Origin of the sequence: Leifsonia sp. 466MF, from assembly GCF_900100265.1 — a bacterium.
Lineage (GTDB): Bacteria > Actinomycetota > Actinomycetes > Actinomycetales > Microbacteriaceae > Leifsonia.
The window spans coordinates 675,235-698,666 of the sequence record NZ_LT629696.1 but is presented as its reverse complement, the minus strand read 5'-3'; the positions used below and the strand labels follow the sequence as shown (position 1 = coordinate 698,666).

Below are 23,432 nucleotides of genomic sequence, written 5' to 3'. Positions count from 1 at the left end.
GAGATGGGTATGGTGCTGAAGTGCGACTGAAACTGACTCTCGCCCGCCCGTCCGGCAGCAGCGATGACATCGTCGTCACCGCCGACGCCGCCGCCAGCATCGCCGAGGTCGCCTCGACCGTGGCGCGGATCGATCCGCGGCGCACCGGACCGGTCGCCGCGCCAGGCGCGCTGACGCTCCGCGCCCAGCTTCCCGGACAGGCCGATCCGCTCGTCCTGCCGCCGGACGCCCCGGTCGGGGAGGCGTGGATCGGCAGCGGTGCGACGGTCGCGCTGGCCGACGCCGGCCTCCACTACGTCTCCCCCGAACTCGGCGACGTGCCGGTCGTCGCGACGCTCCGGGTGCTCAGCGGTCCGCAGGAGGGCACGGAGTTCCCGCTGCGCGCCGGGACCACTGTGCTCGGTCGCGACGAGTCGTGCGACATCGTTCTGCAGGATCCCCTCGTCTCGAAGCGTCACGTGCGGTTCGAGGCGGGCGACGGCGTCGAGGTCGTCGACCTGGGCTCGGCGAACGGTGTCGTCGTCGACGGCGGGCTGGTGACCCGGTTCACCGTGCGGCGGTCGGAGACGCTGCTGCTCGGCGACACCGAGGTGGAGCTCGAGGTGAAGTCGGGGTCCGAGCTGCCGGCGGCTCCGCCCACCGCGGGCCCGGTGTTCTTCAACCGGTCGCCGCGCGTCGAGCGGCGATACTCCGGGCAGGTCTTCCAGGCGCCCGAGGTGCCCGGCGAGAAGGACGACCCGCCCTTCCCCCTGCTCGCCATGATCACGCCGCTGCTTCTCGGCGGTGCGATGTTCTTCCTGACGCACAACCCGACCAGCCTGCTCTTCGTGCTGCTGTCGCCGGTGATGCTCGTCGGCAACTACATCAGCGGCCGCACCCGCGGCAAGCGGAAGCTCAAGAAGCAGATCGCGCTGTTCGAGCAGCGGCTCGAGGCGCTCTCCAGCAAGCTGGAGCAGGAGCGCACCACGGAGGTCGAGCTGCGCCAGGCGGAGACGCCGACCACCGCGGACGCCCTCGCCGAGGCGGTCCGCCGCGGTCCGCTGCTCTGGACGCGGCGCCCGGAGCACTGGTCGTTCCTCAACCTGCAGCTGGGCCGGGGCACCATGCGGTCGCGCAACACCGTGCAGGCCGTCGACCGGGGCGAGCTGATCGTCGAGTTCCAGGAGCGCCTCGACACGGTCATCGCCGACAACGCCCTGGTCGAGGACGTCCCGGTGCTCGACAACCTGTACGAGTCCGGGGCGCTCGGCATCGCCGGACCGGCGGACCTCGTCGCGGGATCGGTGAACTCGGTGCTCGTCCAGCTCACCGCCCTGCACTCCCCCTCCGAGCTGGCGGTCGCCGCCCTCGTCTCACCGCGGTGGTCGCGCGAGCTCGGCTGGCTGAAGTGGATGCCGCACACCTCGTCCCCGCACAGCCCGCTGGCCGGCGCTCACCTCGCCGACAGCGCATCCTCGGCCGCCGGCGTGCTGAGCTCGCTCGAGGGCCTCGTCGAGGAACGCCTCGCGGCCGCGAAGGCCGGCCCGCAGCGGCGTGGTGCCATGGAGCAGGAGAGCGCCGCCCTCGAGCGCGGCGCGGAGGTCGGACGCTCGCAGACCAGCAACGGGACGCCATCGCCGGTCCCCGCGGTGATCGTCGTCATCTCCGACGACGTCGCCGTCGACCGCGCCCGCCTCGTGCAGCTCGCCGAGGCGGCGGCCGACGCCGGCGTCTTCCCTGTGTGGATCTCGGACGACGTCGACCGGCTCCCGGCCGTCTGCCGCACGTTCCTTCAGCACACCGACCAGCCGCACCGCGCGCGGGCCGGTTTCGTCCGCATCGGCGAGACGGTGGAGGACGTCGTCACCGAGCCGGTCAGCGCCGCGACCGCGCTCGACTACGCCAAGCGGATGGCCCCCGTCATCGACGCCGGAGCCCTCGTCGCCGACGCCAGCGACCTGCCGCGCTCCGTGTCGCTGGTGACGCTGCTCGGACACGAGCTGGCCGAGTCGTCGAGTGCGGTGGTCGACCGCTGGCGGCAGAACGCCTCCATCCACGACCGCACCGCCGGCGCGAAGCCCACGCGACGCCGCCCCGGCACGCTGCGCGCGACCATCGGGTCGGCCGGCGTCGATGCCATGCACCTCGACCTGCGCACGCAGGGACCCCACGCGCTCGTCGGGGGCACCACCGGCGCCGGCAAGAGCGAGTTCCTGCAGGCGTGGGTGCTCGGGATGGCCGCCGAGTACAGCCCCGACCGCGTCACCTTCCTGTTCGTGGACTACAAGGGCGGGTCCGCGTTCGCCGACTGCGTCAGCCTCCCGCACTGCGTGGGCCTCGTCACCGACCTGAGCCCGCACCTGGTGCGCCGTGCGCTCACCAGCCTCCGCGCCGAGCTGCACTACCGTGAGCACCTGCTCAACCGGAAGAAGGCGAAGGACCTGCTGGAGCTGGAGAAGCGCGGCGATCCGGACAGTCCGCCCGCGCTCGTGCTCGTCATCGACGAGTTCGCCGCGCTGGTCGGCGAGGTGCCGGAGTTCGTCGACGGCGTCGTCGACATCGCCCAGCGCGGACGCTCGCTCGGCATCCACCTCATCATGGCGACGCAGCGGCCGGCGGGTGTCATCAAGGACAACCTCCGCGCCAACACCAACCTCCGCATCGCGCTGCGCATGGCGGACGAGTCCGACAGCCAGGACGTGGTCGGCGTCGCCGACGCCGCACATTTCGACCCGAGCATCCCCGGCCGCGGCATGGCGAAGACCGGGCCGGGCCGTCTCGTGCGGTTCCAGTCGGCCTACGCCGGCGGCTGGACCACCCGCGAGCCCGAGCGGGCGGGCGTCGAGGTCGCCGAGCTCCGCTTCGGCGGCGAGGTGCGCTGGGAGGAGGAGCGGCCCGCCGAGGAGCCGGAGCGCGACCTCGGCCCCACGGACCAGCAGCGGATGGTCGCCGCGATCGTGCGCGCGCAGTCGGCCGCGCACATCCCGGCTCCCCGCCGTCCGTGGCTCGACGAGCTCGCCACCGCCTACGACCTCGGGCTGCTGCGGCAGCGCACCGACGCGGAACTGCTGCTCGGTGTCGCCGACATCCCCGACCGCCAGGAGCAGCGCCCGGTCTACTTCCAGCCCGATGTCGACGGCAACCTTGCCGTCTACGGCACCGGCGGCTCCGGCAAGTCCACGGCGCTCCGCACCCTCGCCTCCGCCGCCGCGATCACTCCGCGCGGCGGCCCGGTGCACGTCTACGGCCTGGACTTCGGCGCGGGAAGCCTGCGGATGCTGGAGAAGCTCCCGCACGTCGGCTCGATCATCCCCGGCGACGACCCGGAGCGCATCATCCGGCTGTTCCGGATGCTGAAGGAGACGCTCGAGGACCGCGGCCCGCGCTTCGCCGAAGCCAACGCGTCCAACATCACCGAGTACCGGTCGCTGACCGGCCGCCAGGAGGAGCCGCGCATCCTGCTTCTCGTCGACGGCTTCCCCAGCTTCCGCGAGGACTTCGAGATCCCGGCCGGGCGGTCGCAGTGGTACGACGTGTTCCGCGACCTGCTGGCCGACGGCCGACGCCTCGGGATGCACGTGGCGCTGACCGGCGACCGTGCCGGCGCCGTCCCCACCGCGATCGGCTCGCTCGTACAGCGCCGCGTGGTGCTGCGGCTGGCGGACGACGGGTACGGGATGCTCGACGTGCCCAGCGATATCCTCTCGCCCGCGTCCCCTCCCGGCCGCGCGATCGTCGACGGCTACGAGACGCAGATCGCCGTGCTTGGCGGTTCGCGCGCCGTCGCGGACCAGTCGGAGGCCGTCCGCCGTCTCGCCGAGGCGATGGAGCGCGCCGGCATCCCGGAGGCGCCCGTGGTCGGCTCGATGCCGAAGGAGCTGGACCCCGCGTCCCTTCCGGACAGCGTCGGCGGACAGCCCGTGCTCGGCATCGGCGACATCGACCTCGGCCCGCTCGGTTTCGAGCCATCAGGGACGCTGCTCGTCGCCGGTCCCCCGGCCAGCGGTCGCACGACCGCGTTGGCGGCGGTGGCGGATGCGGTGGCGCGCTTCGACGCCGAGACGCGGCTGTACTACGTGGGAAGCGCCCGGTCTCCGCTCTCCGGGTCGAGCCTGTGGACGGACCGCGCGCTCACGCAGGCGGACGCCGCCGAGCTCGCGAAGGACCTCGCCGTCGCCATCGCCGACCCGGACACCGAGGGGCGGATCGCGGTGTTCGTCGAGAGCATCGGCGACTTCCTGCAGACGCCCGCCGACTCCCCCATCGTGGAGCTGATCCGCGCCATCCGGCGCAGCGATCACCTGCTCGTCGCGGAGGCGGAGTCGAGCGCGTGGGGCACGTCATGGCCGCTGCTCGGCGAGGTGAAGAACGGCCGGCGCGGGCTGCTGCTGCAGCCGGACTCGGTCGAGGGCGACATCCTGCTGAAGACGCCGCTGCCGCGCCTGAACCGGTCCGAGTTCCCTCCGGGACGCGGTGTGTTCATCCAGAAGGGCGGCTTCACGCGGGTTCAGGTGCCGCTGGTGGATGCGTCCCTCCCGGCGCGCGTCCGTGTCTGACCCGGTCGGGCAGGCCTAGTCCTCGTCGTCGCCCTCCCACGGCCAGCGCGGACGCCCGCGCTGGCGGAAGCGTCCGACGAGCACCAGCTGGTAGAGCAGCGTCACCGCGAACGCCAGGACCGCGATCGTGATGGCGGGCCAGCGCAGGAGCTGGGCGAACGCGAACAGGAAGTAGTGGAACGGGTCGTTCGGGTCGCCTGCCGCACCGGCGATACCGCCCGCCGCGATGAACACGGCATAGCAGGCGACTCCGACGCCGAACGCGACACCGGGCGAGACCCGCTGGCGTTCGGCCGGGACGCGCGTCCCGAGCACGATGAGGAACACGAGCAGCATGACCGCCGACGCCACCACCATGACGGGGCCGACCAGCGGCCCGACGTCCGGGTCGGCGACGACATCGCTGTCGGTCGCGAGGGAGACCAGGCCGAACGCGGCGACGACCAGAGCGAGGTACAGCCCCGTCGCGAAGAAGGCGACGACGGTTGCGTAGACGCGCTCGTCACGCATGGTCGGCTGCGGGCCCTCCCGGTCAGTACCCCTGCTGCGCGTAGGCGGCGACGGCCTGGTTCTGGGCGTCGGCGACCTGCTGCTCGTAGTCGGCCTGCGCCTCGGCGTTGCGCGCCTTCAGCTTGCGGCCGCGGGCGGCGAGCCACGCGCCCGTCCAGATCGACACCTCGCGGGCGATCACGCCGGCGAGCACAGCGAGGGGGCTCACCCAGGCGCTCCGCATGAGGATGGCGAACTCGTCGGAGTTGCGGAGCCAGTACTGGGCATCGATCAGGCCGGCGCCGATGTAGACGAAGTACACGAACACCGCGACGAACAGGCCGCCCAGGATGTAGGCCCACCAGCGCGCGCGGTTCAGGATCTGGATGAGCACGACCATCCCGATGAAGAACGCCACGACGGGCGCCCAACCGCGGATCCCGAACGCGCGACCACCCGTGAAGAACTCGAGGAGCGCCGGGCCGAACTCGTTGCTCGGCGTCAGCAGCGACCCGACGATGAGCACGGCGCCGGCCCACAGGATGGCGAACGCGACGGTGCCGACGAGGGCGATGAGGATGCCGACGCCGCGGTTGCTCTTCTTCTTCGGCGGCTCGGGGCGCGTGAGGTAGATCGGGGCGACCGGCTGCGGGCCGGGGGCGGTGGTCGCGGCCGCGGCCGGTGCGCCCGGCGGGACGCTGCCATACGCGGTCGTTGCGGTGTCGCCCTGACTCAGAGTGGCGGCCTCGGCTGCGACGATCACCGGAGTGGCCGACTCGACAGGTGAGGCGGTGTCGACCGTCGCGTCGCCCGCGGCGGTCGCTCCCGGCTGCGGGCTGTTACGGGCGATGGCGGCCGCGACATCGTCATCGCTCGCGACGACAGGCTCCGGCTCGGCGATCGCGGCGGGACGCTGCGGCTCGGCCGGCGCGGCGGCCACGGGGGCCGCCTCCTGCTCGGCGTCGTCTGCGGGACGGTTAAGGTGACCACGGGCCGAAACGGGATTCGACGGCGGCTCGACGACCTGTGCCCCCGTGTCGGTGGCGGGCTCTGCGGCGGCGGACGCGGCGGGTGCGGTCGCGGGCGTGCCGGCCTGCTCGGCGGCCGCCTGCTCGGACTCCGGCCGTGCGTCGTCCGGCCCCGGCTCGTAGGTCGCGCGCTTCGGCGCGTCCGGCGTGTCGCTCATCCTGGCTCCTCCATCGGCCCGGCGGGCCCGTTGCGCCCACTGTAGCAACGGGGGTGGCCGAGACCGGGGAGGCCGTTCCGTGAGCGCCCTACTTGCTGGCCTTCTTGTCCGCAGACGAGGTCAGCACGTAGATGTAGCCACTGAGCTTGGCGTCGTAGCCCACCCCGGATGCTGCGGTGTCGATCGTTATTCCGTTGACGAGGAAGAGTCGCGTGCCGTTCTGTGCCGCGTTGACGAATCCGAGGACCTGATCTTCCGTGCCACGCACGGTCACCGAGACCGGGATCAAGGTGAAGTTGTCGGCCGTGATGGTCGGCTTCGTCAGCGGCGGAGCGCCGGGGATGTGGACGGGAACCGGCGTGGCCGTCGGAGTCGGGGTCGGGGTCGGAACCGGCGTCGGAGTCGCGGCGCCGGCTGGTTGTCCGGCAGCGGGAGCCGACGGCTTCGGGGAGTCGGGGAGGATATAGGGCTGACCGTCGGTTTGCGTCGTCGCGATGATCGTGACTCCGTTTGCTGTAGCGAAGGTATTCAGCTCATCCGCGAACGATGGCCAGTCTGCCATGGCCGGCACTGCGGCACCCAGCTCGGCCAGCTCTTTCTTGAGCTTCGGGAGATCTTCGCTGTCCTTCCTCATCCTCGCCAGAACGGCTGCCTTGATGGTGTTGCCGCCGTCCACTTGGGAGGTCTCGGCAGACGCAGCCGTCGCTTGGTCGAGCTGCGGCTGAATTCCGACCACCCATCCGAGACCGGCGATGATGACCATCGCGAGAACGGATCCGATGATCCAGAGCCTGGTCTTGTCCATCTCACTGGCCCTTCGTCTCGAACCGCTTCGTGAACAGCGCCTCGCCTACATGGATGGTGATGCTGGAGGTGTAGACGCCGCCGTCGTCTCGGTTGACCGTTCCCGCCGTCGCATCGACGACTCCCCTCACCTGAAGAACAGCACGAAGCCATCCAGGGACATCCGGAAATGTGTTACTCAGCGCGACGACCGTGACCGTGGCGATCCGAGGCCCCTGCAGCGGATCGGTCGATTGCTGGTAGACCGCAATCGGAGACGCCGAGTCGATGGTCACCGACTTCATCCTCAGTCCTGGCGGCTCCGCCGAGCCGACAGCCGCAATGAAGGGCTGCCATGCCACCTCGGTGGATGCGCCTACCTGTTTCGCCGCGACCGCCACATCCACCTGATTCTGGATGTTCCGCACCTCGGTGTACTTCTGCTGCTCGCTCAGTAGTTCGTTGGTCCTCGCTTGCGCGACGAGCAGCTGTCCCTGCGCCACGATGTTCAGACCGAACGCTCCCCCGCTCGCCATCACCACCACCAGGAACACCGCGAGGACGCCCCATGCGAACCCGCGTCGGGTGCGGGCGTTGCGGCGGGCGGAGCGGACCTCGGGGGGCAGGAGGTCGACCCGCGGGTCGCCGCCGACGACCAGGCCCTCCCCTGCTCCGGCCTGGGGCTGACGCAGGGCGGACTTCGGCTTCTTCGAGATCGGCTTCCTCTGACCCGGCGTCTTTGCACCGGATGCCTTCTCCTCCGATTCGGGAGAATCCTGCGGTTCGACCGGGCGACGGATGGTGATGCTCATGCTGCGCTCCCAAGTGCGAGACCCAGCGCCGCGGACAGCGCCGAGCGGTTCTGCCGCAACTGGGCGGCGTCGAGATGCCGGGACAGCGTGACGGAATGGAACGGATCTCCGGGTGAAACGGGGATCCGGGTCATCTCGCCCAGCGCCTCCACCATCCCGGGAAGCTGCGAACCGCCACCGGTCAGCAGAATGCGCTCGACAGGAGTGCTTGGCCGAGTGTTGACGAAATAGCTGATCGTGTTTCGCAGGCTGGTCAGGAGTTCACCGGTCACCCGGTAGACGATCTCCACCGCCTGCTGCTCCTCGAGCGAGGTCACCTGGCGGGCGAGCCCCGTTTCGGCTTTGATGCGCTCGGCCTCTCCTGCGGAGACATCGAGCCCCGAGCGAAGCGCCTGGGTGAGTTCCGCGCCACCGGCGGGGATGATTCGTACGAACTGGGGCACGCCGTCGGTCGCGACGACGACACTCGTCGTGTTGGCGCCGATGTCGACGAGCGCCGCTGTGCCGGCGACTCCCGGTCGCGAGAGCATCGCGCGAGTGAGAGCGAACGGCAACAGATCGACCTCCACGGGAATGAGCCCGGCGAGCTGAGCCGCCTTGACGTTCGCGTCGACCGCCTCTTTCACGGCCGCAATCAGGAGACCGTTGACGACGGGTCCCGCCTCCCCCATGCCCTCGGAAATGGGGTAGAAGTCGAGGAGGGCATCGGCCACGGGCACCGGAAGCATGTCCTGAACCAGGAAGGGGAGGCTCTCCCGGATCCGGGTCTGCGACATGCGTGGAACGGTGAGGTCACGCGCAAGGACCCGCTGGTTGCCCATACCGAGCACGACCTCCTTGCTCTTGAATCCGCCCTGCTGCCAGAGCTGACGGAGTCCGGCCGCAATGGTGTTCGGCTCGAGCACTTCTCCGCGGGCCGCGGCTCCCTCCGGGATCGGGACCGCGTGATGCCGCAGAAGAGTGGGCTTCGGCTTGCCAGGGTCTGCGAGCTCGACGGCACGAATGGTCGTGCTCCCGATGTCGATTCCGACGATGCTGGTGGCCATCCGATCCTCCTTTTCGTGATCGAGTTGTCTAGGTGAGTCCGAGCAGGGCCAGATAGGCACTGCCGATGACCGGACCCGCAAGGATGCCGAGCCACGCTCCGGCGAGCATCCAAGGTCCGAAGGGGATTCCCGTACCGCGGCGAGCGCGCCCGGTGACGAGGAGGACGAGACCGAAGACGCCGCCCAACACGAAGGCAGCAAACGCACCGACGAGGAGGGGAGCCCAGCCGAGGAAGCCGAGGAAGATTCCGAGCACGCCCGCCAGTTTCACGTCACCGAAGCCCATCCCGTCCGGGCGCACCAGCGCGAGCACGAGGTAGAACACGAACAGGCCGGCTCCCCCTATGGCTGCGCGGGCCAGCGCGAACGGGTCTCCGCCGATGATCGCTGCCCCGCCGAGCAAGAGCAGCGCGATCGGGTAGGCCGGAAGAACGATCGAGTTGGGCAGGCGATGTGTGTCCAGATCGATGAGCGCCAGTGCGATGCTGATCGCAACCAGGAAGAGGAACGCCGTCGCGGTCAGCAGACCGGCCGCCAGCACTGCTCCATCCGGGCGCGCAGGCGCGGCCGGTCCCGCCCAGAACCACCAGGCCACGAACGCGAACGCCGCGGCTGTCACCGCCTCCACCGCCGGGTAGCGCACCGAGATCGCGCTGCGGCAGTCGCGACAGCGTCCCCGGAGGACGAGCCAGGACAGCACCGGGATGTTGTCGTATGGCCGGATCTCCGTGCCACAACTCCCGCACGCGCTCGGCGGGGAGACGATCGATCGTCCAGCGGGAACGCGGTAGACGACGACATTCAGGAACGAACCGATGAGCGCCCCGAAGACGGCGACGGCGACAAGCGTGTAGACGAAGAGCGAGATGTTCACGGCAGCGGTGCTCCGTCCGATCCGAAGGCGGTCTTGACCTCGATCTCGGTGTTCACGTCGTACGAAGTCGTCCGCGGCGTCGGGAATTTCGGTGGTGGTGAGTTCAACAACCGTGTGTCGTAGCTGTATCTCTTCAAGAAGCCGCTGCTGCCCGAGCCTTGGCCGACGGGCCCGCGGAACTCCTGGGCGATCGACCCCGTCACGCAGAGGTAGCCGATGAAGATCCCGGCGTCGTAATTGTGCACTTCGAAGCTGTGATTGTTGGAGAGGATGGCCGCGTTGATGGTCCGAGCGCAGTTCGTGCTGCTCGAGGTCGCCTCGAAGGTGAGGTATGCCTTCCGAGAGCTGCAGCTCGAACCGCTGGTCGTCGGGAAAGGCGTGGGGTTCGTGCAGACGATCGGGTTCCAGACCCAGACGGCGCCCGCACCCACCAGGCCGAGGATGTCGTTCGCCGAGTCCTGGTAGACGAGCTTTCCGGTGATCCACGCGAAGTGCTCGGCGTTGATCGTTAGGGCACTGTGCATCGTGCCCTCGACGAAGACGTCGCCTGCGCGGCAGCCGTATGACGCGATCGATGGGACGATCTCGTTCGCGACGGGGTACCCCAGGCCGTTCCCTGCGGCCTTCAGGTCCGCTCCGACACACCCGAAGGAGTTTCCGTTCGGGGACGATGTCGCGGGCCAGTAGTTCGCATTCGCGGTGTCACTCGGCACAGCCTGGACGTACGCGAGGTTGTTGTACAGCTGTGAGGTCGGGCCGATTGCGATGGTCTGTCCTGCAACTCCCGACAAGGTCCCGTCATTCTGGCTGACCGTTTTGGTCGGGTCCCCCGGCGTCCCGCAGAACGCCGGGGTCGTGCCCGCCGTCGCCGCTGCATTGGAGAGCTGCGTCTTCTTCGTCCACGGCGACCTCACTGTCATGTAGGCGGTCGAACCACTGACCGAGAACGTGATCTTGGTCGGCCCCGTGTACAGACATCCGGGGCTCGGGACCTTCGACGGGATGTCCGTGCGCACCTGATCGAGCTGCGCTTGCGGCGGTGGCATGGTGATCTGCGCCGCGTTGACCGGTGCTCCCGCCGAGAAGGTCGGCGTCTGCGCGCCGCCGGAGCAGTTGCTCTGCGTGTAGAGCTTTCCCGAGATCGGGTTCGGGTTGGCAGTGGTCACCTTCTGTTTGAACGTCCCACCGCAGATGTTGAGGGTGTCGTTCGAGTGCACCTGCCCGTCGAAGGTGTCGCCCGCGATGAAGTTGATCAAGCAGCTGGAAGACCGCGTCGCCGCCCAGGCGTAGGCCACTGTGCAATTGACGTTGTTCAGCGTGGGGTCGAGCTCTTCGTAGTCGGTGAAGTAGACGTAGTTCGTGAATCCCGTCTGTTTGATGTTCGCGACGACGCTGCGCGTCACCGTATCCACCCGGCCTGTGGCCCGCAGATGCAGGATGCCATTGCTGGCGTACTTCGAGTTGTCGACCTCGTAGCGGAAGGAGGCGTTAGCGGGAAGGCCGTCGGTGAGCGGAACAGGTGCCCAGACGCCCCCCAATGAGGTTGGTCGTACGTCGAATGCGGGGTTCGCGCGGCTCGTGGGCGGCATCGTGACAGACGCTTGTGAGCCGTTTGCGATTGTGAATTTCGACGCCGGGTTGCCGTATTGCTGGTAGCTGGGGTCATTCGTCAGCCGGCCCTGATAGTCCGCAACACCGGCGAACGCAGCGGACATCGCCGCGTCCCAATCGGCGTCGTGATTGGAGCGGATCAGGCCAGAGACGGAGAACGTCATGGTGAGCGAGATGAGCAGCAGGAGCACGCTGGCGATGCCGACGACCATCGCCAACGCGACGCCACGGTCGCCGGAGGCCCGGACGAGCCGGAGTCGGGTACGGAGTCTGCGCATCGGTCTGTCCTATCCGATGTTCGCCATGCCGATGGTGTTCGTCACGGTGACCGCATTGGCGGCCCCGGTCGGCTGGATGGTGATGGTCACCTGGATGGACGCGATCGCGGCACGCTGGGTGTCGGTCGACAGGTTGGCTGGAAGCAGTTCAGCGCCCGCCTTGTTGAAGTAGCGGAAGACGCTCACACCCTCGGGAATGGAGTTGCACAGGTTGCGCGGAGTCCCGGTGGCGCCGAAGTCCCAGTGGCCGTTGGCACCGGCCGTTGTCGAGGTTGCAGGAGCCTGCGTCTCGCGAAGGATGCCATTGTTGACGTCGAAGGTCACCCGCACGGGGCTTTCCGAACCCGTCAGGTTGACATAGGCGAAGAACTGCACGCTCGAAGCGGACGCCGCGATCACAGCCGGCGCGTTGAGCGGCTGGCCGGGCGTAGGAGCGACGACGGGGTTCGGCGTGGCCGCGCGGATCATCCGGGCGACCTCGTTCATTCCGTTCGACGCCTGCCGAGTGCCACCGTCGATCGACTGGGCAAGGCTCACGCTGTGCGTCCCCGCCACGAACATCCACACGCCGAGCGTCATGATCAGGCCGGTCAGCATGATCGCGATGAGCAGCTCGATGAGCGACAGCCCTGCGTCCTCGGAACGGGACCGCGTCTCGTAGGCGGTCATGGCTGCCTCGGGTCGAGCGTGAAGATGTTCGCGTCGGTGAATGCGGGGCTGCCTGCGGGCAGAGCGATCTTGGATTTGTCGACCAGGGCCGAGCTGGTAAGCGCATCGGTCTTGTTGCTGAGCGCATACAGCTTCCAGGTGCCGTACGGAAGCGCGATCGTCGCGCTTCCGCCCGCCGACTGCGGAAACGCGAGACTCATCCCTGTCGCGCATCCGGGGTCTCCGATGGTCGCCGCGGCCACAGCGCTGACCGCTACGAGCCACTTGCTCGATGTCGTGATCGTGACAAGCGGCATGGCGACTGTTCCCGTGGAACCCGGCGAGACGGAGACGGCTGCCGGACGCTGTCCGACATTGCCCGAGGCATTGGGGTTGACCCACTGCCCGGGATCCACCGACAGACACGCGGGCTGACCTCCACCCGTCGGCACGTACTTTCCGGCGAAGACCGAATAGCCGGAGACGTACGGGAACAGCGGCGTCGTTGCGGTAGTGACCCCAGAAGTCGTCACCGGTGTGACGGTCGGCGAGTACGCGTCGCCCTGCGGGGCGTAGGTCATCGGCAGGGTGGAGGGGAACAGCGTTCCGAGCGGCGCGCCCGGAGCGAGCGTCAGCACGGGCGTGGCGGCTGCGTCGTATTGGACATCGACGACAGACGACTGACCGGCGGTCACGGTGGTCTGCGCCGACGGCGCTTGCACCTGCTTGCTGCTGATTCGACCGTCGCCCGCCTTGCCGACCGTGACGACATAGGTGCCCGGGACGACCTTCAGCACGTAACTGCAGCCATCCGCATCCGTCGGATCCGGGGCCGTGGGGACGGCGGCGGCGGAGTTGGGCGAGACGGTGGTGTCCGGCTTGGCGGCGACCGGGACCCCGCTGAGAGCCGCTCCGGACGCCGTGACGACGTGGACGATGATGGTCCCCGTGGTCGGGTCGTTGATAGGCCCGGCCGGGGCGAGCAGCGTGCTCGCCTGCACAGGGCTGCGGCCTCCCCACGAGACCGAGACGTTCAGCGTCTTGTTCTGCAGGATGCCTCCACCGCTGCCGCAGTCGGATGCGGTGCCCGTGCTGTTGACCCAGCCGACGGACTTGGTGATCGTGTAGGTGGTGCCGTCGATCGTCTGCGTGACGGCGCCACCGGTGACGTCGAACACGTCCGGGGTGCTCCGAGCGATGTCGATCTGCTGCGCCGCCAGATTGGCCGCGACCTCGCCCGCGCGGCTGTTGCGCGTGAGCGTCATCGAAAGGGTCAGCGAGTACGCGACGACGACCGAGATGATCGCGAAGACCATCATCGCGACGAGCACCTCGATGAGGGTGAACCCGCGGTCGCGGGCATCATCATCACGGAGAAGGATCTGAATGCGGTTCACGGATTTCACCTCCCCGGCTCGGGTCCGGGAGTGGATGGTTGGTCAGGGGTGGTTTGAAAGAGCAGAAGCGGGGCGCCGCCGATCGGCAACGCCCCGCTGTCAGACGGTGATCGGGCTTACGAGCACGCGCCGCTTGTGGGGCCGAGAGAGTCGGTTACGTGGAACGTGCCATTGGGGCTCTGAGCCGAGATGCAGAACGTGGTCGCAGTGGAGCCCGACTTGAGCGCCCAGCCGCTCGTCGAGTCGCTGCTGGTGAAGCCGTAGGTGCCGAGGCCGGACACGTCGATGGTCGGAGCAGTCGCCGAGCTGCCCTTGTCGGTGTAGTAGGCGACATACGCGGTCTTGGCGTTGGCCAGATCGGACTTGGTTGCCGAGTCCTTCGCGTTGTTCTGAACCCCGATGTAGATCGGGATGGCGATGGCGGCGAGGATGCCGATGATGATGACCACCACGAGAAGCTCGATCAGGGTGAAGCCCTTCTCGTCCTCCTCGAGCAGCCCCTGGCGGCGAGCGTTCAGCTTGCCCATGAGACGGAAGTACATTGCGGTGTCCAATCGGTCGGGTGGGTGGATGCGGGGAGAGCGGCCAGCGATGTACCGCTACGGAGATGACCATATTTCCCGGCAGATTTGGAGAAATATCCCCCGTCAGAGGGGTTTTCCGGGCTTTTCCTCCCCCAGTACAGGGGCGTTTTCGCCCGGGTGGCCCCCGGCGGAGGGTCAGCCGCCGACGGCCGAGGCGATGCTGAAGATGGGCAGATAGAGGGCGACCACCATGCCACCGATGACGACGCCGAGGAAGGCGATCATCAGCGGTTCGATCATCGCCGTGAGCTGCTCCGTCGTCGCCTCGACTTCCTGCTCGTAGAAGTCAGCGACCTTGTCCAGCATCGTCTCGAGAGAGCCGGCGTCCTCGCCCACGGCCACCATCTGCGTCACCATGGATGGAAAAACCGGCTGCCTGCTCATCGGGCTCGCAATCGACTCGCCCTGCCGAACGCCCTCGCCGACCTCGGTGAGGGCCTTCTGGATGACGTAGTTGCCGCTCGTCTCTCCCACGATCCGGAGAGCCTGAAGGATCGGAACGCCGGCGCTGATCATGTTTGCGAAGTTGCGGCTGAAGCGGGCGATGGCGATGCGTTTCATCAACGATCCGAAGACCGGCATCCGGAGCTTGAACGGGTCGAGTCTCTTCCGGACGGCCTCGTCGTTCTTGTGCTTCGGCCACCAGAAGGCGAACACGATACCGGCCACCGCGAGCACCGGGACGACGAACACCATCGCATGAGAGATCTGCACCAGGATCAACGTGGGCAGCGGAAGCGGCTTGCCGAGTCCCGCGAACATCTTCTCGAAGATCGGGACGACGAAGAGCAGCATGGCCGTCACACCGAGGATCGTCATGCAGAAGACGATCACGGGATAGGTCATCGCCGACTTGATGGCCGACCGGAGTTTGACCTCCTTCTCGAAATTCTCGGCGATCGCCTCGAGGGCGCCATCGAGAAAGCCGCCGGTCTCGCCCGCGCGCACCATGTTGATCATCAGGGGCGGGAACACGTCTGCGTGCCGGCGCATGGCGTCTGAGATGGCGACGCCGCTCTCCACCTGATCGCGCACATCCGAGAGCACGGCGTTGAACTTCTTGTTCGACGTCTGCTCCGCGATGATGTTCAACGTGCGGAGGAGTGAGAGGCCGGACGAGATCATGGTCGCCATCTGGCGACTCATCACGGCGAGTTCTTTGAGTTTCACGCCCGAACCGGCAGAGAGTCGGATCTCCCGATTCAGCCCCGTACCTTCGGCGGCCTCCTGAATCGAGACCGGCGAGAGGCCCATGGTGCGGAGACGGGATGCGACCGCCGCCTCGCTGGTCGCATCCACTCGGCCCTTGACGATCTTTCCCGCCGCGTTCCGGCCTCGGTACGCGTACGGCGTCGTGACCGCCACGTCAGCCCACCGTCCCGGAGTAGCTGTCGCCGAAGTCCGGGCCGCTCGCGGCGATCGCCATCGCCGAGGCCTCGGTCGGCGAGTCGACCCGCTGGATGAGACGAGCGATGCCCTCCTTGTCGTGCGCCTTGTCCACGGCAGCGCGACGCGTGATGACGCCCGCATTCACGAGTTCGGCCAGATGCTGATCCATGGTGCGCATTCCGGACTCGCGGCCGGCCTGCATCATGGAGGCGATCTGGTACGTCTTGCCCTCGCGGATCACGTTCGCGATCGCAGGCGTCATGATGAGGATCTCTGTCGCGACCACCCGCCCCTTACCGCTCGCGCGCTTCAGCAGTGTCTGCGAAACGACGCCCTGCAGGGTACCGGCGAGCTGCGCACGCACCTGATCCTGCTGGTGCGGCGGGAAGACATCGATGACGCGGTCGATCGTCTGCGGCGCATCCTGCGTGTGCAAGGTGGCGAAGACGAGGTGGCCGGTCTCGGCGGCCGTCAGCGCGACCGAGATCGTCTCGAGATCGCGGAGTTCGCCGATGAGGATGACATCGGGGTCCTGCCGGAGCACGTGCTTCAGTGCGTTGTTGAAGCTGTGGGTGTCGTGGCCGACCTCGCGCTGGTTGACGATCGACTTCTTGTGCACGTGCATGAACTCGATCGGATCCTCCACGGTCACGATGTGGTCGGAGCGAGTGCTGTTGACGAGGTCGATCAGCGCGGCCAGAGTCGTCGACTTCCCGGAACCCGTCGGGCCCGTGACGAGGACGAGTCCGCGAGGCAGCTGGGCGAACTGGCCGACCGACTCCGGCACGCCGAGATCGCCGAGTTGCTTGATCTCGGTGGGGATGAGACGGAAGGCGCCACCATACGAACCCCGCTGCTGATAGAGATTGACGCGGAAGCGGGAGTTCGCCGAGATGGTGAACGCGAAGTCGAGTTCGTGCTCCCGTTCGAACTGCTGGAGCTGGCGTTCGGTCAGCAGACTGGTCAGCGCCGTGCGCGTGCGGTCGTGGTTCCACGGCTCAGCACTCGCTGCGGCACGCAGACCGCCGTCCACACGGACCATCGGGGGTGCCCCGACAGTGATGTGGAGGTCCGAAGCGCGCTGGTACACGACCTCATGGAGGGCGGCGACGAGGTCCTTGTCGGCCCTCTCGAGAGCTTCGCGCTCCGGATCTGTGAGGCCCTCGTCAAAGTCGGGGATGAACGGCCGCGAAGCCTTCTCGCGCTCGACCTCGGGGGCGGGCGCGGCGGCGCGTCGACCGGCCGGGATGAGCCGAGTGACCGGCGTGGCCGGTGCGACGGGTGCAGGTGCGGGTGCGGGATCGTCGAGCGACCACACGGGGGTGACCGGCTGGGGCGCGGGCGTCGCGGACGCTGTCGGCTCTGGCTCATGTGCCTCGTAGGCCGCCGGCTCCGGCGCCGAATACGACGCCGGCTCCGTAGTTGCCGCCGGCGTCCAGGTCGGTGGCGGACTCAGCGGCGCACCGGGACCCGGTGTCCACCCTGCGGCGGTCGCGCCTGGCGGGGTCACCGGGATCTCGTAGACCGGCTTGGCCGTCGGCGGCGGGAAGCCGCCCCAGCTGTCGTCGTTCGTCATGTGCCCTCCTAGGCGACCACTCGCAGGATCTCTTCGATGGATGTGAGGCCGAGCTTGACCTTCTCCCAGCCGTCCTCACGCAGGGTGAGCATCCCCTGCTCGCGCGCGGCACGGCCGATCTCGGCGCTCGACGCGCGCTCGACGGCGAGGCGTTCGATGTCCTCGGTCACCGCCATGACCTCGTGCACCGCGATGCGCCCGCGGTAGCCCGTGTTCGAGCAGGCCGGACACCCGACGGGGACGAACATGGTCGGCGGTGCGCCGTCCGACTCGAGCGGGAACCGCATCCGCCGCAGGTCATCCGGTACGTACGACCCCGGCTGCTTGCACCGGTCGCAGAGGCGGCGCGCGAGGCGCTGGGCGACGACGCAGTCCAGCGCGGAGCCGACGAGGAACGGCTCGATGTCCATCTCCGTGAGTCGGGTCACGGCGCTCGGCGCATCGTTCGTGTGCAGGGTCGACAGGACCAGGTGGCCGGTGAGGGACGCCTCAATCGCGATCTGCGCCGTCTCGTGGTCGCGGATCTCGCCCAGCAGCACCACATCCGGGTCCGACCGCAGGATGCTCCGCAGCGCGCTCGCGAAGGTAAGCCCCGCCTTCGGATTCACCTGCACCTGGTTGATGCCCGGCATCCGATACTCGACCGGGTCCTCGACGGTGATCACGTTGATCTCCGGGCGGGCAACGGCGTTGAGCGTCGTATAGAGAGTTGTCGACTTGCCGGAGCCGGTCGGGCCGGTGACCAGGATCATCCCGTACGGCTTCGAATACGAGGCGCGGTAGGTCTCGAAGTTGCGTTCCAGCAGGTTGAGGTCGGTCAGCGTCATGCCGGTGTTCGTGTTGTCCAGGATCCGCATGACGACCTTCTCGCCCCAGACCGTCGGCAAGGTGGCGACCCGGAGGTCGATCTGGCGGCCGCCGTGCACCACCGACATGCGACCGTCCTGCGGCTTGCGGCGCTCGGCGATGTCGATGTCCGACATGATCTTCAACCGCGAGATCACACCGTTCTGGATACTCTTGGGCGCCGACTGCATGGCGTGGAGCACACCGTCGATGCGGTAGCGGACCCGGACATCGTGCTCGGCCGGCTCGATGTGGATGTCGGAAGCGTGGTCCTGGATCGCCTGGCTCACCAACAGATTCACGAAGCGGACGATCGGGGCGTCGTCGTCCGACGACTCGGAGACGGCGGTGTCCTCCGACGGCGCGGTCTCCTCCTCCAGGGTGGAGGTCAGGTCGCTCAGTTCGTCGTCCGCCCGGATGTACCGGTCGATCGCCGCGCGGAGGTCGGCCTCCTCGGCGACGGCGGCCGCGACGTTCAGCCGTGACGCGGCGCGCACGTCGTCGATGGCGAAGACGTTGCCCGGGTCAGCCATGGCGACCACGATCATCCCGTCGGCCGTCCCGATGGGGAGGACCGTATGGCGGCGGCAGATCGCGCCCGGGATGAGAGCGACGGCCGCGCGATCGACGGGATAGTCCGTGAGTTCAACGAACGGAAGACCGGCCTGGGCGGCGCGGGCACGCGCCAGCTGGGCGGAGGAGATGGCGCCGCGCGCCATAAGCTCACGAACGACGGCCTCATCGGCCGTCGGCTCGGTCGCTACGCGGTCGAGGAATTCGATCGGCAGGTGGCCGTGGAGGATGAGGATCTCGGTCATGGACGCCACACGGACCTCCTTCGGGCGCTGCCGACGCGGGTCGGGGGAACGGCAGACCCCACCGCTCAGGGGCGAGAACTCCCTGGTCGGATGGGCGTAGTCACCCTATTCAGCAGGGAGAACAGGACAACAGACCCGCGTGAGGGTGCCACACCGGTGGGGGGCACCCGCTCGCGGGGCGTGCATCCATCGTCACCGGACGCTCTCACCGCACGCCAGAGTGCCGACACCCGATAATGCGGGTGAAGCCGGCGCCCCCTCAGCCCAACTTTCCGCGACGGCTCGCCAGGTACACGAGGATGCCGGCGACGACCGCGCAGCCCATCGTCGTCAGCCAGTACGGGAGGGTCGCGGCGGCGTGGCCGGAGACAGCCTGCGCGATGCCCACGACGAAGCTCACCACGGCGACCACCAGGAGCACGGCTCCGAAGCCGAGCATGGCCCGCCCCGCGGTGTCCGTGTACTGCAAGAGCTGGCGCCACATGCTCCCATTCTCCCAGGTCCGCCCCGCGAGATTTGCGCCAAATCGTCGTTATGGCGGCCGCATAACAGAGATTTGGCGCAAATCTCGCGGCGGCGGGGGCGAACGGGCAGGGAACGACGAAGGCCCCCGGCGCAGTGCGCCGGGGGCCTCGTCGTACGGGTACCTGCTTAGTTGTAGGTGCCCGGGGTGTAGTCGTCCGAGCTGAAGCTGTCGAAGTCGACGAAGCTCAGGTCGCTCTCGCTGAACGCGGAGTCGTCGGCGAAGATGCGGTTGGGGTACCGCTCCGCCTTGGCCTCCTCGGTCGCCTCCACAGAGACGTTCCGGTAGCGCGACAGACCCGTTCCGGCCGGGATGAGCTTACCGATGATGACGTTCTCCTTGAGACCGATCAGCGGGTCGGACTTGCCCTCCATGGCCGCCTGCGTCAGGACGCGGGTGGTCTCCTGGAAGGACGCGGCCGACAGCCACGACTCGGTCGCCAGCGAGGCCTTGGTGATACCCATGACCTCCTGACGGGCGGACGCCGTCTTCTTGCCCTCCTGCAGCGCAGCACGGTTGATCTCGTTGTACCGCGAACGGTCGACGAGCTCACCCGGCAGCAGGTCGGTGTCGCCGTGGTCGACGACGGTGACCTTGCGGAGCATCTGGCGGACGATGACCTCGATGTGCTTGTCGTGGATCGGCACGCCCTGCGAGCGGTAGACGCCCTGCACGCCGCCCACCAGGTGCTTCTGCACCTCGCGGACGCCCTTGACCCGGAGGACCTCCTTCGGGTCGACGGTGCCGACGATCAGCTGCTGGCCGAGCTCGACGTGCTGTCCGTCCTCCACCAGGAGGGTCGAGCGCTTCAGCACCGGGTAGACGTGCGGCTCGTCGCCGTTGTCCGGGGTCAGGATGACCTTACGGGACTTGTCCGTCTCCTCGATGACGATGCGGCCGGCGGCCTCGGCGATCGGGGACGCACCCTTCGGGGTACGAGCCTCGAACAGCTCCTGGACGCGCGGCAGACCCTGGGTGATGTCGTCCGCGGAGGCCGAACCACCGGTGTGGAACGTACGCATGGTGAGCTGCGTTCCGGGCTCGCCGATCGACTGGGCGGCGATGATGCCGACAGCCTCGCCGATGTCCACCAGCTTGCCGGTCGCGAGCGAACGGCCGTAGCAGGCGGCGCAGACGCCGACCGCCGACTCACAGGTCAGCACGGAGCGGACCTTGATGTCGGTGACGCCGGCGGCGACCAGCTTGTCGATGAGCACGTCGCCCACGTCGTCGCCCGCCTTCGCGACCACGGTGCCGTCCGTGCCGACCGCGTCAGCGGCCAGCGTGCGGGCGAACACCGAGTTCTCGACGTTCGGGTCACGGGTGAGGGCGCCGTCCGCACCGACCGTTGCGATCGGCAGGTCGAGACCCTTGGTCGTGCCGCAGTCGTCCTCACGGATGATGACATCCTGCGAGACGTCCACCAGACGACGGGTCAGGTAGCCCGAGTCCGCCGTACGGAGAGCCGTGTCGGCCAGACCCTTACGGGCACCGTGCGTCGCGATGAAGTACTCCGCCACCGACAGCCCCTCGCGGTACGAGGAGATGATCGGACGAGGGATGATCTCACCCTTCGGGTTGTTCACCAGACCACGCATACCGGCGATGTTGCGGACCTGCAGCCAGTTACCACGGGCACCGGACGTCACCATGCGGTTGATGGTGTTGTCCGCCGGGAAGTTGGCGCGCATGGCCTCGGCCACCTCGTTGGTCGCCTCGGTCCAGATCTTCACCAGTTCCTGGCGACGCTCGAGGTCGGTCGTCAGACCCTTCTCGAACTCGGAGGTGATCTTGGCGGCCTTCTTCTCGTAGCCGGCCACGATCTGCGCCTTGTTCGGCGGGGTCAGGATGTCGCTCAGCGACACCGTGACGCCCGAGCGGGTGCCCCAGTAGAAGCCGGCGTCCTTGATCCGGTCGAGCGCCGCGGCGACCTCCACCTTCGGGTACCGCTCCGCGAGAGCGTTCACGATCGACGAGATCGTGCCCTTGTCGGCGACCTCCTCCACGTAGGGGTAGTCCGCCGGGAGCGTCTCGTTGAAGAGAGCGCGGCCCAGGGTCGTCTCCACGATGGCGGTGATCGGAGTGGCACCGGTGTCGGCCGCGTCGGACGGAACGTAGTTGTCCAGACGGATCTTCACCTTGGCGTTGAGGTGCAGCGTGCCCTGGTCCTTCGCGAGGATCGCCTCGGAGACCGAGGAGAACGCGCGACCCTCGCCCACAGCGCCCTCGCGGACGGTGGTGAGGTGGTGCAGACCGATGATCATGTCCTGCGAGGGCAGGGTGACCGGGCGGCCGTCCGAGGGCTTCAGGATGTTGTTCGAGGCGAGCATCAGGATGCGGGCCTCGGCCTGAGCCTCCACCGACAGCGGCAGGTGCACCGCCATCTGGTCGCCGTCGAAGTCCGCGTTGAACGCGGCGCAGACGAGCGGGTGGAGCTGGATGGCCTTGCCCTCGACGAGCTGCGGCTCGAACGCCTGGATGCCCAGACGGTGCAGGGTGGGTGCACGGTTCAGCAGCACGGGGCGCTCGCGGATGATCTCCTCGAGCACGTCCCACACCTGCGGGCGCGAACGCTCCACCATCCGCTTCGCGGCCTTGATGTTCTGAGCGTGGCTCAGGTCGATCAGGCGCTTGATGACGAACGGCTTGAACAGCTCCAGCGCCATCTGCTTGGGCAGACCGCACTGGTGCAGCTTGAGCTGCGGACCCACGATGATGACCGAACGGCCCGAGTAGTCCACGCGCTTACCGAGCAGGTTCTGGCGGAAGCGACCCTGCTTGCCCTTCAGCATGTCGCTGAGGGACTTGAGGGCGCGGTTGCCGGTACCGGTGACGGGACGACCGCGACGGCCGTTGTCGAACAGGGCGTCGACGGCCTCCTGCAGCATGCGCTTCTCGTTGTTCACGATGATCTCGGGAGCACCGAGATCGAGCAGACGACGCAGGCGGTTGTTGCGGTTGATCACCCGGCGGTACAGGTCGTTCAGGTCGCTGGTGGCGAAACGGCCACCGTCGAGCTGGACCATCGGGCGCAGCTCCGGCGGGATCACCGGGACGACGTCGAGGACCATCGCGGCCGGCGAGTTGCCGGTCGCCAGGAACGACGAGACAACGCGCAGTCGCTTGATCGCGCGGATCTTCTTCTGGCCCTTGCCGTTGGCGATCTGCTCGCGGAGCAGCTCGGCCTCGGCGGTCAGGTCGAATGCCTGGAGGCGACGCTTGATCGCCTCGGCGCCCATGTAGGCCTCGAAGTACAGGCCGTAGCGGTCGACGAGCTCGTTGAAGTCCGCGTCCTCGGGCTTGAGGTCGCCGACCTTGAGGGTGCGGAACGACTCCCACACGCGCTCCAGGCGGGCGATGTCCTCGTCGAAGGACTTGCGGATCTGGCCCATCTCCTTCTCCGCCGTGTCCTTGACACGACGCTTCTGGTCGGCCTTCGCGCCTTCCTCCTCGAGCGCGGCGAGGTCGGTCTCGAGGCGCTGCAGACGCTCGGCGACGCGGGCGTCGCGCTGGTCGGACAGCGTCTTGATCTCGAGGCGCAGCTCGTTCTCGAGGCCGGGGAGGTCGGCGTGACGGCCGTCCTCATCCACCTCGATGACCATGTACGCGGCGAAGTAGATGACCTTCTCGAGGTCCTTCGGCGCCATGTCGAGCAGGTAGCCGAGACGGCTGGGCACACCCTTGAAGTACCAGATGTGCGTCACCGGGGCGGCGAGCTCGATGTGGCCCATGCGCTCACGACGGACGGAGGACTTGGTGACCTCCACGCCGCAGCGCTCACAGACGATGCCCTTGAACCGGACGCGCTTGTACTTGCCGCACGAGCACTCCCAGTCGCGGGACGGTCCGAAGATCTGCTCGCCGAAGAGTCCGTCCTTCTCCGGCTTCAGGGTCCGGTAGTTGATGGTCTCCGGCTTCTTGACCTCGCCATAGCTCCAACGACGGATGTCGTCAGCGGTGGCCAGGCCGATACGCAGCTCGTCAAAAGTTGTTGCGTCGAGCAATGTTCCTTCTCTCCTATGGAAGATTCGTCAGTA

The 23,432-nt window shown here is 68.0% G+C and carries 16 protein-coding genes; 1 reads left to right on the top strand and 15 read right to left on the bottom strand.

Annotated features, from left to right (window positions below; all coding sequences use genetic code 11):
- The first annotated feature begins 20 nt into the window (after positions 1-20).
- Positions 21-4,535: an FtsK/SpoIIIE domain-containing protein gene (locus BLR91_RS03240; protein ID WP_089877089.1), complete on the top strand. Its 4,515-nt coding sequence runs from the start codon at positions 21-23 to the stop codon at positions 4,533-4,535.
- Positions 4,536-4,550: 15 nt separating this feature from the next.
- Here the strand turns inward: BLR91_RS03240 and BLR91_RS03235 are convergent, their stop codons facing one another.
- From BLR91_RS03235 to rpoC, 15 genes are all read right to left on the bottom strand, one after another.
- The gene (locus BLR91_RS03235) at positions 4,551-5,045 is read right to left on the bottom strand and encodes a DUF6121 family protein (RefSeq protein ID WP_089877091.1); all 495 of its coding nucleotides are present in this window, start codon (positions 5,043-5,045) and stop codon (positions 4,551-4,553) included.
- Between the two features lie 22 nt (positions 5,046-5,067).
- Entirely contained in the window at positions 5,068-6,210 is a 1,143-nt protein-coding gene (locus tag BLR91_RS03230) for a hypothetical protein (protein WP_089877093.1), read from the bottom strand.
- Positions 6,211-6,298: 88 nt separating this feature from the next.
- Positions 6,299-7,015, bottom strand: a complete 717-nt coding sequence (locus tag BLR91_RS03225; protein ID WP_089877095.1) for a hypothetical protein — start codon at positions 7,013-7,015, stop codon at positions 6,299-6,301.
- Position 7,016: 1 nt separating this feature from the next.
- The gene (locus tag BLR91_RS03220) at positions 7,017-7,805 is read right to left on the bottom strand and encodes a hypothetical protein (protein ID WP_089877098.1); all 789 of its coding nucleotides are present in this window, start codon (positions 7,803-7,805) and stop codon (positions 7,017-7,019) included.
- Positions 7,802-8,911 carry a type IV pilus assembly protein PilM gene (gene pilM, locus BLR91_RS03215; protein ID WP_231918810.1) on the bottom strand — a complete coding sequence of 370 codons (1,110 nt, stop codon included), beginning with the start codon at positions 8,909-8,911 and terminating at the stop codon, positions 7,802-7,804. The genes BLR91_RS03220 and pilM overlap by 4 nt, the downstream gene beginning before the upstream one ends.
- Positions 8,880-9,725 (bottom strand): prepilin peptidase, encoded by an 846-nt coding sequence (locus BLR91_RS03210; protein ID WP_231918809.1) that lies wholly within the window; start codon positions 9,723-9,725, stop codon positions 8,880-8,882. Before BLR91_RS03210 ends, pilM begins: the two co-directional genes overlap by 32 nt.
- Complete coding sequence (locus BLR91_RS20125; RefSeq protein WP_157694982.1) at positions 9,722-11,500, bottom strand: hypothetical protein; 1,779 nt, start codon at positions 11,498-11,500, stop codon at positions 9,722-9,724. The genes BLR91_RS03210 and BLR91_RS20125 overlap by 4 nt, the downstream gene beginning before the upstream one ends.
- A gap of 123 nt (positions 11,501-11,623) precedes the next feature.
- Positions 11,624-12,283 carry a PulJ/GspJ family protein gene (locus tag BLR91_RS03195; RefSeq protein ID WP_089877108.1) on the bottom strand — a complete coding sequence of 220 codons (660 nt, stop codon included), beginning with the start codon at positions 12,281-12,283 and terminating at the stop codon, positions 11,624-11,626.
- Positions 12,280-13,659 carry a prepilin-type N-terminal cleavage/methylation domain-containing protein gene (locus BLR91_RS20120; RefSeq protein ID WP_172823182.1) on the bottom strand — a complete coding sequence of 460 codons (1,380 nt, stop codon included), beginning with the start codon at positions 13,657-13,659 and terminating at the stop codon, positions 12,280-12,282. Before BLR91_RS20120 ends, BLR91_RS03195 begins: the two co-directional genes overlap by 4 nt.
- 116 nt (positions 13,660-13,775) lie before the next feature.
- Positions 13,776-14,201, bottom strand: coding sequence for a type II secretion system protein (locus BLR91_RS20395; RefSeq protein WP_269457353.1), 426 nt, complete (start codon positions 14,199-14,201; stop codon positions 13,776-13,778).
- Positions 14,202-14,378: 177 nt separating this feature from the next.
- Entirely contained in the window at positions 14,379-15,608 is a 1,230-nt protein-coding gene (locus BLR91_RS03180; RefSeq protein ID WP_157694673.1) for a type II secretion system F family protein, read from the bottom strand.
- A 1-nt stretch (position 15,609) separates the two neighbouring features.
- The gene (locus tag BLR91_RS03175) at positions 15,610-17,208 is read right to left on the bottom strand and encodes a type IV pilus twitching motility protein PilT (protein ID WP_269457352.1); all 1,599 of its coding nucleotides are present in this window, start codon (positions 17,206-17,208) and stop codon (positions 15,610-15,612) included.
- Positions 17,209-17,216: 8 nt separating this feature from the next.
- Positions 17,217-18,881, bottom strand: a complete 1,665-nt coding sequence (locus tag BLR91_RS03170; RefSeq protein WP_089877113.1) for a GspE/PulE family protein — start codon at positions 18,879-18,881, stop codon at positions 17,217-17,219.
- 250 nt (positions 18,882-19,131) lie between these two features.
- Positions 19,132-19,356 (bottom strand): hypothetical protein, encoded by a 225-nt coding sequence (locus BLR91_RS03165; protein ID WP_018191994.1) that lies wholly within the window; start codon positions 19,354-19,356, stop codon positions 19,132-19,134.
- Between the two features lie 167 nt (positions 19,357-19,523).
- Positions 19,524-23,399, bottom strand: a complete 3,876-nt coding sequence (gene rpoC / locus BLR91_RS03160) for a DNA-directed RNA polymerase subunit beta' (RefSeq protein ID WP_018191995.1) — start codon at positions 23,397-23,399, stop codon at positions 19,524-19,526.
- Positions 23,400-23,432: the final 33 nt, after the last annotated feature.